This is a genomic window from Anaerococcus hydrogenalis (assembly GCF_002871895.1).
Lineage (GTDB): Bacteria > Bacillota > Clostridia > Tissierellales > Peptoniphilaceae > Anaerococcus > Anaerococcus hydrogenalis.
In genome coordinates this window covers 73767-87717 of record NZ_PNHP01000006.1, presented here as the reverse complement: position 1 = coordinate 87717, position 13951 = coordinate 73767, and the positions used below count along the sequence as shown (strand labels likewise).

At 29.6% G+C, this 13951-nt stretch carries 7 protein-coding genes; all 7 read left to right on the top strand.

The window, feature by feature from the left end; all coding sequences use genetic code 11:
- The first annotated feature begins 3 nt into the window (after positions 1-3).
- The 7 genes from glyQ to CJ192_RS08115 all read left to right on the top strand — a co-directional run bounded on the left by glyQ (position 4) and on the right by CJ192_RS08115 (position 13797).
- Positions 4-879: a glycine--tRNA ligase subunit alpha gene (gene glyQ / locus CJ192_RS08145; RefSeq protein WP_102198430.1), complete on the top strand. Its 876-nt coding sequence runs from the start codon at positions 4-6 to the stop codon at positions 877-879.
- The gene (gene glyS / locus CJ192_RS08140; protein WP_102198429.1) at positions 879-2948 is read left to right on the top strand and encodes a glycine--tRNA ligase subunit beta; all 2070 of its coding nucleotides are present in this window, start codon (positions 879-881) and stop codon (positions 2946-2948) included. Before glyQ ends, glyS begins: the two co-directional genes overlap by 1 nt.
- An 8-nt stretch (positions 2949-2956) precedes the next feature.
- Positions 2957-3769 carry a pyruvate, water dikinase regulatory protein gene (locus tag CJ192_RS08135; RefSeq protein ID WP_004818691.1) on the top strand — a complete coding sequence of 271 codons (813 nt, stop codon included), beginning with the start codon at positions 2957-2959 and terminating at the stop codon, positions 3767-3769.
- A 44-nt stretch (positions 3770-3813) separates the two neighbouring features.
- On the top strand, positions 3814-4329 hold the full coding sequence (locus CJ192_RS08130; protein ID WP_004818587.1) for a GNAT family N-acetyltransferase: 516 nt from the start codon (positions 3814-3816) through the stop codon (positions 4327-4329).
- A gap of 9 nt (positions 4330-4338) precedes the next feature.
- Entirely contained in the window at positions 4339-5874 is a 1536-nt protein-coding gene (gene guaA / locus CJ192_RS08125) for a glutamine-hydrolyzing GMP synthase (RefSeq protein WP_102198428.1), read from the top strand.
- Positions 5875-6158: 284 nt separating this feature from the next.
- The gene (locus CJ192_RS08120; protein ID WP_102198427.1) at positions 6159-7490 is read left to right on the top strand and encodes an RNA-binding domain-containing protein; all 1332 of its coding nucleotides are present in this window, start codon (positions 6159-6161) and stop codon (positions 7488-7490) included.
- A 406-nt stretch (positions 7491-7896) separates the two neighbouring features.
- Complete coding sequence (locus tag CJ192_RS08115) at positions 7897-13797, top strand: hypothetical protein (RefSeq protein ID WP_244897301.1); 5901 nt, start codon at positions 7897-7899, stop codon at positions 13795-13797.
- The last annotated feature ends 154 nt before the right edge of the window (positions 13798-13951 follow it).

Below are 13951 nucleotides of genomic sequence, written 5' to 3'. Positions count from 1 at the left end.
AAAATGTATTTTGAAGATTTAATGCTAAAATTAATAGAATATTGGGAAGGACAAGGTGCATCTTTCATGCTTCCTTATGATTCAGAAAAAGGAGCAGGAACAATGAATCCTCACACTTTTTTGAGATCTTTGGGAAAAGAACCTTGGAAAGTTGTTTATGTTGAACCATCAAGAAGACCAGCTGATGGTAGGTATGGAGAAAATCCAAATAGATTATACCAACACCACCAACTACAAGTTTTACTTAAACCAACACCTGAAAATATTCAAGACTTATATTTAAAAAGTCTAGAAGTTATTGGAATTAATCCAAAAGAACACGATATAAGATTTGTTGAAGATAACTGGCAATCACCAACACTTGGAGCTTGGGGACTTGGTTGGGAAGTTTGGCTTGATGGAATGGAAATAACCCAATTTACTTATTTTCAACAAGTAGGTGGAATAAACTGCGAGCTTGAAAGTGGAGAAATAACCATGGGCCTTGAAAGAGTTTGTATGTACTTACAAAACGTGGACAATGTTTTTGATATTCAGTGGTCTGAAAATTTAAAATATTCAGATGTCTTTAAGTTACCAGAATATGAAAATTCAAAATATTCCTTCGAAGACGCTGATAGCGAAGTTTTGGGAAAATTATTTGAAATATACGAATCTGAAGCAAACAGATTAATTGATAAGGGACTTGTATACCCAGCTTATGATAATGTATTAAAATCATCTCACACATTCAACACCTTGGATGCTATGGGAGCAATCTCAGCATCAGAAAGAAGTCACTATATTAAAAGAGTAAGAGATATTTCTAGTAAAGTTGCAAAAGCATATATAGAAAAAAGAGAAGAACTAGGATATCCACTTTTAAGAAAGGATAAGTAATGAGCAAATATTTATTAGAAATAGGAGTTGAAGAATTTCCTTCAGCTTATATAAATTCAACAAAAAAACAACTTGAAGAAAAATTCAAAAAATTAATTGAAGAAAATAAATTAAGCCTGGAAGAAATAAAAGTAGAATCTACTCCAAGAAGATTTGCAATTTTGCTTGATGGACTTGAAGAAAACAAATCAGAAGAACTTGTAAGCGTAAAGGGCCCTTCCAAAAAAATTGCCTATGATAATGAAGGAAATCCATCAAAGGCACTTTTAGGATTTCTAAGAGGACAAAAGGCAGATATTTCTGATGTAATAATCAAAGACTTTAAGGGTGAAGAATATGTTTATGTAGAAAAAAAAGAAGAAAGCCCTTCTATAAAAGAAGTTTTACAAAAAAATATTTATGATCTTGTAAAATCATTAAACTTCCCAAGATCTATGAGATGGGGAGGAAGATCTATCAGATTTGCAAGACCAATTAGGTACTTCTTATCACTCCTTGATGATGAAATTTTGGATTTTGATGCTGAAGGAATAAAAGTATCAAACACTACAAAGGGTCATAGGGTTTTAGGAAAAAGTGAAATTGTAGTTGATAAAATTGATTCTTATTTAGACCTACTTAAAGAAAATTTTGTAATTTTATCTTACAAAGAAAGAAGAGAAATAATTCTTAGAGGCCTTAATCGTTATGCCAAAGAAATTGGTGGTAAATTTCTAAAAGATGAAGATTTATTAGAAGAAGTTATAAATATAGTAGAATATCCTACAGTTTTGATGGGTGAGCTTGACCATGAATACTTAAAATTACCAAAAGAGGTAATTATAACACCAATGAAAGATCACCAAAGGTATTTTCCAATTGTAGATGACAATGAAAGTTTAATGCCATATTTCCTACTTGTAAGAAATGGTGATGATTATGCTAAAGAAAATGTAATAAGTGGAAATAAAAAAGTACTTACAGCAAGACTTGAAGATGCGAAATTCTTCTATGACATTGACAATAATAAAAAGTTAGAAGAATATGTAGATCAATTAGACAGACTAACCTTCTTTGAAGGTCTTGGATCAATGAAACAAAAGACTGAAAGATTAATTTCCCTATCAAAAAATTACCTAGAAGAATTTAAACTTGGAGAAGATGTTTCTGATAATTTACTAAGGGCAGCTTATCTTTCAAAAGCAGACCTTGTTACAAAAATGGTTATAGAATTTACAGAACTTCAAGGAACAATGGGAAGAATCTATGCTACAAATTCTGGCGAAAATATCCAAGTTGCAAATGCAATAGAAGAAGCATATAAACCAAGAAGCTCAGAAGATTCACTTCCAAAGTCAGTCGCAGGAATTGTCTTATCAATAGCTGATAAGATTGATACAATAACAGGTCATTATATAATCGAAGATTATGTAACAGGAAGCCAAGATCCATTTGGACTTAGAAGATCTGCAATTGGTGTAATAAATATAATAGCTGATAAGAAAATTGATGTAGATATAAAAGATTTAGTAAAAGATTCTTTATTTGTATATACAGAAAAAAATGAACTTTCATTCGACTATAATCAAACTTTAGAAAAGATTACAGAATTTTTCATAGATAGGTTAAAAAATATGATGAATGATAAGGGATATAGGTATGATCTTGTAAATGCAGTGTTAAATACTGGAGAATCAAATGTACTTTCTGTAATTGAAAAGGTAAAAGCCCTAGAAGAATTTGTAGGACAAGATGATAGCGAAGAAATTTTAAACTATTTCACAAGAATTAATAACTTTACAAAAGACTTTGATTCTATTGATGTAAATGTTGAAAAATTAGATGAAGGATTAGAAAAACAATATTATGATTGTATAAATAATCTTGAAAGTGAAAAATATCTAGGCCAAAAACTTTACCAAAAAGCTTTGGAAGAAATTGCATCAACAAGACAAATTGGTAATGACTACCTAGACAACACTATGATAATGGTAGATGATGAAGAAATAAAAAATAATAGATTGGCTCTATTAAATAAACTTGCTAAAGATATTTCTAGGGTATTTAATATAAAAGATTTAGTAAAATAGGAGATAAAATGGCTCGTGGTGTATTGAATGTTTATATAATAAGTGATTCTACTGGAGAGACGGCTCAAACTTTTGCAAAATCAGTTGTAACTCATTTTCCAAATGTTAATTTCAATATAAATAGAAAATTTAATATTGACAGTGAAAATAAAATTGATAAAATTGTTGAAAAAATCCCTGAAAAATCAATAATAATCCAAACTATTGCTGAAAAAAAGCTAGAAGAATATGTAAAGGAAAAAGCTTTAGAAAAAAATATAGAAGTAATAGACATACTAGGACCTGCCCTTTCTTTGTTTGAAGAAGTTACAGGAGAGAAAGCCTTAAGGGAGAAAAAACTTACAAGAAAACTATCAAAAGATTATTTTTCTATGATAGAGGCAATAGAATTTGCTGTAAAATATGATGATGGAAAAGACAAAAGGGGAATAAAAGAAGCAGATATTGTACTTCTTGGAGTATCAAGAACATCCAAAACACCAGTAACAATGCTTTTGGCTACAAAAGATTTTAAAGTTTATAATCTTCCCTTAGTTCCAGAAATAAGACTGCCAGAAGAAGTTTTTGATATAGATCCAAAAAGAATAATAGGATTAACTATAAACCCAGATAAATTATCAAAAATTAGGGAAGACAGGTCAAAAGGACTTGGCATAGATTCAAAGAGTGATTATTTTGACAAAGAAAGAATCAACAGAGAATTAGAATATGCTAAGGAAGTCTTTGAAGATTTGGATTGTAAGGTAATAGATGTAACTTTAAATACAATAGAACAAACAGCTACAGACGTTCTAGAATATTATAAAAAGAATTTTTCATAAAATATTGCTGCTTTAGCAGCTCTATTTTTTATAAAAGGAGAATTATGGAAAATACTAAACTTATATTATCAAGAAGGTTGATAATAAGAAGGTTTGAAAAAGAAGATTTAGAAAAAGATTTAGAATTTATGAAAGATCCAAAATTTTTCTATATGTCAAAAGTAGAAGATGAAAAAGGATTAATAGATACATGCCTTTTTAACTATGAAAATAAAAATAATTACAATTTTTGGCACATAGTAAACAAGGGGATGAATGATTCTATAGGAACAATAAGAGCAAACGAATGCGAAAATGGAGTTAGGATTTATATAATAATAAACAAGTCATTAAGAAATAGGGGCTATGGTAGGGAGGCTCTAGAAGCTGTAATAGATTATTTCTTTACCCTTGGGCAAGAAGAAGAAGTTTATGTAAAAGCAGGAAAAAATAATGAATCCTTTAAAACTCTTATAGATAAATTACACTTTAAAAAGTATGATGAAGATACAAAGTATAACTACTACAAGATGGATAATCTTGATTATATGAAATATTTTGCAATATTTGGAGAAATATAGGAGGGGTAGATGGAGAAAAAATCTGAAATAATGGTATTGGACTTCGGTGGCCAATACAATCAACTTATAGTAAGACGAATAAGAGAAATGGGAGTCTATGCAACACTTCATGATTGCGATGTTAACTTAAAATCCCTTGATCTAGAAAACTTAGATGGAATAATTTTGACAGGTGGACCACAATCAATCCATAGCGATGAAAGTTTAAAATTAAATCCAGAAATATTAAACTTAAACGTTCCAATACTTGGAATTTGTTATGGTATGCAAGCCTTAGCTTTCCACTTTGATGGAGAAATATCCGAAGCTGAAAAAGGAGAATATGGAAAAACTCCTTTATTTGTTGACCAAAGATCAAAATTATTTGAAAATGTAGCACAAGAATCAATAATTTGGATGAATCACAGAGACCAAGTTACAAAAATTTCTGATGGTTTCAAAAAAATTGCCTGGTCATTAAATTGCCCAATAGCAGGATTTGAAAACGAAGAAAAAAATATATATGCAGTACAATTTCACCCAGAAGTTGCCCATTCCGAATACGGATTCCAAATGTTAGAAAACTTTGTTTTAAATATTTGTAAGGCAAAAAAAACTTGGATAATGAAAGATCTTGCAAAAGAAACAATAGAAAAAATAAAAGAAAAATACGCTGGAGAAAAAATGATATGTGGACTTTCAGGTGGGGTTGATTCAACAATAGCTGCAACACTTGTTCACAAGGCAATAGGAAATGATCTACAATGTATATTTGTAGACCATGGTTTACTAAGAAAAGATGAAGCAAAATCTGTTATGGACCAATACAAAGAAATTGGTTTAAATGTAAAAATGGTAGATGCATCAAAAGAATTTCTTGATTTACTAAAAGGCGTAGAAGATCCAGAAGAAAAAAGAAAAATAATAGGAAATCACTTCATAGAAGTATTTGAAAGAGAAGCCAAAAAATTTGGTGATGCAAAATATTTAGTACAAGGAACAATATATCCTGACGTAATAGAAAGTGGAAAAGGAAAAGGTTCAGTAATAAAATCCCACCACAACGTAGGTGGACTTCCAGAAGATATGCTTTTTGAAGGAGTAGTAGAACCGCTAAGAGAACTCTTCAAAGACGAAGTAAGAGCCCTTGGAGAAAGCATAGGAGTTCCAGAGGAGATGGTATGGAGACAACCATTCCCAGGACCGGGACTTGCAATTAGAGTTATAGGAGATATAACAGAAGAAAAATTAGAAATTGTAAGAGAAACTGATGCAATACTAAGAGAAGAAGTAAAAAATGCAGGATTAAACAGAGATATCTGGCAATATTTCACAGTATTTACCCCACTAAGAACAGTAGGAGTAAAAGGTGACGAAAGATCTTATGACTATGTTGTTGTAGTAAGAGCAGTATCAAGTAAAGACGCAATGACAGTAGAAGCCTTCGATATGCCATACGAACTCCAACAGACCCTATCAAACAGAATGATAAACGAAGTAAAGGGCGTTGGAAGAATAGTCTACGACATAACCTCAAAACCACCAGGAACAATTGAATGGGAATAGTAGCAAAATTTTCTAAAATGGCTTAATTACAAGCTATAAAGAGAATGAAAAATGGCTACTGGTACTCAAATGGTACTGGAAGTAAAAAAGAATAAATTGAATAATAGTTCCAAGTGGTTTACATGAGGACAAAAAATTAGACCGTAGTTTCAAGCTACGGTCTTTTTGGGTGTGATATTGTACATAATTTAGCAAATTAATAAATAATGCGACAATAAAATGTCGGTTTGAATTCAAATATTGTCGCAAATATGATATAATAATTGTATTAGAGGAGGTCTGCAATGAACCCATATATTGAATCAGAAACATTAGAACTTAAAGAAAAATATACGGATACAATTACAAAGGAAATAGTATCTTTCCTTAATGGTGCGGGGGGATCAATTATTATTGGAGTAAAAGATAATGGTACAGTAGTTGGTGTAGACAAAGTTGATGAGGTTCTTAGAAAAATATCCGATATTATAACAACTAAAATAGAACCGAACCCACAAGATGAAATTAGCTCAGAACTCAAATTTGATGATGGAAAAACCCTTATAGTAACTCATATAAATAAAGGACGTCATCATATTTATTGTCAAAAGAAATTTGGGTTTTCTTCTATTGGATGCACAATACGAATCGGTACAACCTGCAAAGAAATGACACCGGAACAGATAAAAATTCGATATGAGAAAAAATTTATAGATAATGAATATATGCTTAAGAAAAAATCAAACTCATCAGATTTATCGTTTAGGGAACTTAAGATATATTATTCAGAAAAAAATTATCATTTGGACGATAAATCTTTTGAAACGAATTTGAATTTAAGAAATGAAGCCGGAGAATATAATTTATTAGCAGAACTATTATCCGATAAAAATAATATTCCATTTATTTTTGTGAAATTTCAAGGGGAAAATAAAGCTTCTATATCTCAAAGAAGCGATTATGGTTATGGATGTATATTAACGACTTATGGGAAAACAAAAAACAGATTGCAGGCTGAAAATATATGTATTTCTGATACGACAGTTAGACCAAGAAAAGATACATACTTATTTGATTTTGATTGTGTTAACGAGGCAATTTTAAATGCTTTGGTTCATAACGATTGGACAATCACTGAACCACAGATTTCAATGTTTCATGACAGACTTGATATATTATCACATGGTGGACTTCCTGGCGGAATGACAAAAGAGCAATTTTTTGATGGAATAAGTAGGCCAAGAAATGCAACTTTGATGAGGATATTTTTAAATATGGGATTAACTGAACACACTGGACATGGAATTCCAACCATTGTAGAAAAATATGGAAAAGATGTTTTTGAAATTGAAAGCAACTATATTAGATGTACTATTCCTTTTGAACAGGAAGTAATTGAACAAATAGACAATAAAAATGTCGGTTTGAATGTCGGTTTGAATGTCGGTTTGAATAAGACTGAGAAGAAAGTGATTGAACTTTTGATAGAAAATCCAAACTTAACATCAATCGAACTTTCAGAAAAAATTGGTGTGACAAAGAGGACTATTGAAAGGACATTCAGATCTTTACAAGAAAAGAAAATTATAGAAAGAATCGGATCAAAGCGTGATGGTAATTGGATTGTAGTCAGGTAAATAGAATATATTTCTAAATTAAAGTTTATAATAATGATTTGTTTTAGTATATTAGATATTTTACTTTGGAGATAATATTGCCAAGCTCTATATTTATTTGATTATAGAGATTTTTGAATTATTATTTAATTAAAAATAAAATTCCTAATATAAGTTAAGAATTTCATTATGTATATATTACTTTTAATTAAATATAAAATATAGATAAATTCATAATTTAAGAGATTTTTCTAAAGATGTATAATTTTTATTATTAGAAAAAGTAATAATTAAGATTAATTAAAAATAAGGAAATAAAGAATTAAATTTATTAAATCATTCTAAAGAGAAACATTTTCTATAAATTGATTACTAGAATGATATTTAATAAAGAAAAATTGTGGAAGTTATAAGATAAATATATTAAATGTATAATAAAGAGGTTGCTAAAATTATGGGATATTCAGCGAAAATAAAACCAGGTATGGCGGATCCTTATTGGTATGAATGGTCTGTGGGTCAGAAATATATCGTAGAAATGCTCAATCCAGATAGCCATATTCAATATGTTGAGCTTCAGGCAGATGTTCAATTGGGTTTAGATGATGTAGTGATTACATACGATAATGGCAAAACTAAATTTATCCAAGTAAAGCATACAAGAGTTGATGATACGATAACTTTTGGGGATATTGTTTCTACTGGGAAACTTAAAAAGGATATTAATTCTAAATGCTCATTATTAGGAGAATTAGCAAGGTCATGGAATTTGGAAAAAGGCTTACATACAGATTCGGAAGTATATATTTTTACAAATAAAAAAGTAGGAAGTAGAGCTTCATTGGCTGAAAAAGGAAAAATTAATAGGCCACCATTGAATATTTTTTTGGAAGAATTACAAGACAAAGTAAGTAAAGCTGAGAGCTTTTCAGATATAGTTTTTTCTGATAATAAGGAAGCTTGGAAAGAATGGTGTAGTGAACTTGAATATATTGAAAAGGATGAAGATAAGCTTACTTTTTTGAAAAATCTACATGTGAAAACAGATCAGGAAAGTTTGGGGGATTTAGGAAATTCAATAAAAAGTAAATTGCAGAGATATCTTTCAGTTTCTGAGGAAGTGTCAGATATTTTGCTTGGAAAGCTTGACCATGCTTTGAGAGATTGGACTACATCCAAGCGAAACAGCTCAAAAATAACTATAGAGAAATTATACTCAGCGTTATCTATAGAAGAAGAAGTTATAATTTATAATCATGATCTAATACCAGTTAGTCCTTTTTTTGATAGCAGAAATGAATTTATATATAATATTGAAATAGATATTATAGATGGATATGAAAAAGTTCTTTATTTATCGGGAGTACCAGGAACAGGAAAAACCAATATTATTAGTAAACTTTCCTGTAAAAAAGATAGTTTAGTTGACATTCGTTATTATGCATATGAGCCGATTGATCCCAATAAAGAATATTTACCATCTGACGTTTCTGAAAGAGTAAAAAAAGGGGTATTTTGGGATACATTATTAAATCAATTAAGAAAATTGTTAGCGGGTAATTTATATAAATATAAAGTACCTGTTTCAAATAGTTTTTTAAAATTGGAAGAAAAGAAAAACGAGTTTTTCAGAATTGCCTCTGAATTTGCAAAGGATAGAAATAGGATATTCGTACTTGCTATAGATGGATTAGACCATGCTGCTAGATCTGGTGTAATAGATGAAACATTTTTACCAACATTACCTAATCCAGAATATATTCCAGATAACGTAAAGATTATTATTGCAGGTCAGCCAAAGGAAGACTATAGAAATTATCCGTATTGGTTATACCAAAATTCTCAAAATGTTAAAGAATATGTAGTCCCAAATATTCAACCAATTGATATTGAAAAGCTTGTTAATGAAAGATGTAACCATTATAATTCAAACAATAAAAAAAACGTATCTAATATAATTTCTAAGTATGCAGGTGGTAATACGTTGGCTGCTATTTTTGCTGTGCACGAGGCGATGAACTGCTCTGATCCGTTGATACTGGAAGAAAGACTTAAGTATAGAAAATTAAGTGGAAATATTCAAGAATATTATAGAACAATATGGGAAGATACAAAAAAGGAAATGCAGATACCTTTTGTTGATTATAAAATGGCTGGGGTATTTGCTTTCTTTAATGAACCTATTAGCGCAAAAAAACTTAGTTCGATTTTTAAAGATGAAGGAATTAGCAATTCTTCATGGAATAATATTCTCAAAGCATTGAGTCCGCTTTTGATAGAAAAAAATAATACATATACTATTCTTCATAATGATATCCGCATTTATTTATCAGGAATTATTGGTATAGATAAAGATCATGTTAGAGAGGTTTATTCGAAGCTTGTAGATTATTATCTTTCTCAAGAAGAAAAAACCATTGGGTTTTACAGAGATGTTATTAGATTTTTAATAGCGTCAGGTAGAACAGAGGAATTTTCAATTATTTATAATCCTGAATATGTAATGAGTGCATATGTTAATGGAATTGATCTGACAGAATTGAATCATATTACGGATGAATTAATGCGTTATGTAATCAACGAAGATTCTATAGATTGGAATAAATTAAGGAGTGTGACACTTGGGTATTTGACTATTGAACAAATTCGAAAAAGTTTGTACGAGATAGAAGATGTCTCTTTTCGTAAAAGCATAAGGATTATGAACGTTCATAAATATGAATGTTATATTACATCGGTAGATAAATGGACATCAAAAATTATATTAGATGTACTTCAATTGATTAATGATTTATATGAAAACGGCGAAGAATATCGTGGAATAACTCTATTTTTGAATTGGTTTAATCATGTTAAGTTTTCGGAAATTCAAAAAATAATAAATGATGGAAATAAAGATCTTCGAGGGAGTGATGGTAGAAATATATCTGAATTACTAAGTAAAGCTTGTGTTAATACAGAACATTTTGAAATTCTAGATGGTATTTCTGAACTTGAAGCTGACAATTTTTTAATAAATACCGTTGAACATGTTATAGGTGAAATTATTGAAAATCTTCACGCAGAAAAGTTAGAAAAGGCATTCGGTTCTCTTGATTTGATTTTAATAGATCCTCTTGTAGTTGGAATAAAAAAACTAATTGAGCAAAATCGTTATGAGGATCTGAAAATTTTAAAAAAGTCGATTCAAAAACGAAAAATCTCTAACTCCATGAGTATGATGATATTCTATTTTTTAAAAATTGTGACAGGAGATGTTGATTGGAACGATAATAAAGATGGTGTTGTTTGGGATGAAATTGAATCAGTAGAGATGCCGGATGATAATATTGAAAACTTAATGACCTACTACACTATTTATGCTATTGTAGCATCATATTTACAAAATAAAACTCGCTCAACTATTGCTCAAGAAATAACTAATAAATATATTGAAGCTCATAATCACATGAAACCAGATTATTTTTTGTTATATTTTAATGCTGCTGCGTATTTGGGAAAATGGCTTAAAGACAAAAATAATAAAAGACAGTTAAATGAACCAGTTAATGATCTTAAACTTATCATAAGTAATTTATATTGTAAAAATTGGAGTATTAATGAAATTGATTTTGAAACACCCTTTCTTCGAGCATATCTTCTGAATGCATATATAATTCTTTTAGAAGACGAGAGCATTCAATTCCAAAATATGTTAAAAAATTCTTTAGAAAGAGTCTTCGAGGATAATCCTGTTAATCAATTATTTGCTCCTGGCATGCTATATTATAGAAACAATCTCAAAAGAATGCAACTATGGATTGATGAATGGCTAGCTGATAATGGAAGAGTTTGGTCAGAATCTATTGGTGATAGGAACAGAATAGTTAAAAAATTTTTAGAATCGAAAGAAAAATATGATAAATACAATGATCTTAATCTTAGAGGTGCTGTGGATAAAGTTAGATGGTCTGTTATCGGATTTGCATCACATAAGGAATACTGTGTAGATTATTTGTTGAACTGGTATACAAATCTTGTTGATAGATTTCCTGAATATATTTGTAATTATGCTGAAATTGTTAAAAATATTTCTGATAAAATTGAGGTTCTTGGGGATAATAGGATAGAATATACGTTAAATACTAAAATCTATTCTGATTTGGGTAGCGAAGGGACTTTTCGTATTCAAAGCATTTTGAAAAATAGAAGACTATTTTCTCAATGTATTTCGAATCCATCATATCTAATTGATATGTTGATTGGATACCTTAAAGATAGAAAAATTGATAAGGAACAACTTCTAATAATTTGGTCCGTAGGAATAGGATTATTAGATTGGCGAAATGAAGTTGATCATGATTCTATTTCTTCATTGCAAAGTTCAATTGAAATATGTTCGACAAAAAATGGAATCATTGATATCAAAAAGGATTTGTCAAAACTTGGACCTGCATATATTGATTTGTTTTCAGATCCAGTAAAACATATTATACCAGATAGATGGTGTGATAATGAAAATAGTGTTAAAGAATTTGAAAATGCAGAAGAGATATTGACATCATATATTACAAAAAGTGATGAAGATTTACCAGAATATTCTGATGTTATTAAGGCGATAAAGTTTCTTTATACTGATAATAAGTTAACTGAAACTCAAATTAATCGAGTGCTTGCTGTTGAGCTAAGCAAAGACAATTATGGCATTAATCAAAATAGTGTCTTAGAATTTATATTTGGTATTGCAAAAGATAATGATATAGATGAATTCTTAAGACAATACATTAGAAAGGCTATTGATAATAATAGATTCTATCCATATTTAGATCTACCATATATTATTGGTTGGAGGCTTAAACATAAGGAAGAATATTATATTGTTGACTCTTTAGAAGCGCTAATTTCTACATTCAATTGTTGGATTACAGCATCAAATCATATAGAAGGACCCGAATTAGAAGAGGGATATGATTATTCTAGATATACAAATTTTGAAAAAGAAGATATGCTTACTAATTTGTTTAAGATTCTTATGTTATTGATTACATCTGATGATGCCGATGCTGCGAGAGTTGCAATTGGAGGAATAACAGCATTTTTGAGAGTTAATATTAGTTATATTCATAAAATAGAAGAATATTGGCATAGATTACATTATCAAGCGAAAGAATGGTTCATTATGGTGTATGAATTCGTATATGAATTGTGCCCAGAACATAGAGAAAAGATTTATGGATATTTAGTTATTCACTCGAAAGATGATGATTTTAATGTAGCACTATACTCAAAGCTACTCTGTGAGAATATTAATCCTAACTATTCAAAAGAATATTGTGTAGAAAAAAAAGACTACTTTTCATATATCCCAAATAATGGAAAAAAACTATTAATAAGAACGCCTAGAAATAGTCATTTGATTAATGGAAGCGATTGTGTGTTGGAGCAAATATCGTTAATGGAAGAGCGTTTATTAATTGATTTTACGGATTTAGAAAGACGTACGGCTGATTATTTTGATAATGTAGAAGTTCAGAGTTTGTTGCCACTTTTTAGAAGAAAAACTGGAGGATGTAGAGTTGTATGTGATAAAGTGAATTTAGCTTTTTTTCGTGTATTATATAAGGAATGGTACTACGGAAGGTGGAATGGTATGGATGCTGAATTGGCTAGAATTTTACTTTCTGCGTCGGAACCATTTACTTTGTTACTTTCACCTTATAGATGGAAATGGAATGAGTGTAAGTTATTTGACAATCCTGATAATATAATTTCTTTATCAAAAACAGAAAGAAATTCTAGAATAGAACAAGTATTTAATACGGGAATAAATTCTGATTATATTGTATTAGCAGGTGCTATTGAGGACTATACATATAAAAAGCAAATTTTTGGTTATATTTTAGGATATTTAGATGTGCAAGAAATAAATGAGCAACAGGCGAGTCAAGAAGTTGAAAGAAATGCGCGTTTATTCTTAAAGAAGAGAAGAGACTATATTGAATATCAAAGCCCAAATGTAACAATGCATCAGAATGGAATTGAGAGTTTTAAGCAAAGTAACATTATGTGTGGATTTAGTAAATTCATGCTTTCGGCATTAGGGTGGAAAACAAGATTTGGGTTACAAGGCTTAGAAATAGTTAATTTAAATGATGAAATAGTAGGAAAACTAGAGTGTTTTTATGGATTTAAAACGGATATAACTAATAGATACTCTTCAAATCAACCTTATTTACAGAGGTGGATAGTAAAAAGAAAAAAATTGAATGAAGCTCTTGAAGAATCTAAATGTCCATTTCAGGTAAGAACAATAATTGACTCTTTGGTGACTAGCTTAGAAGAATTATGAATGATAAACAATATTTTATAAATTAGTTTAATTATATGCTCTAAAGAAAATGTAAAATAAATGTTGGAGTGGAGTTGAAAATAATAAATTTAATAATTCTTCCAAGTGGTTTACATTTGGACAAAAATAAGACCGTAGTTTCAAGCTGCGGTCT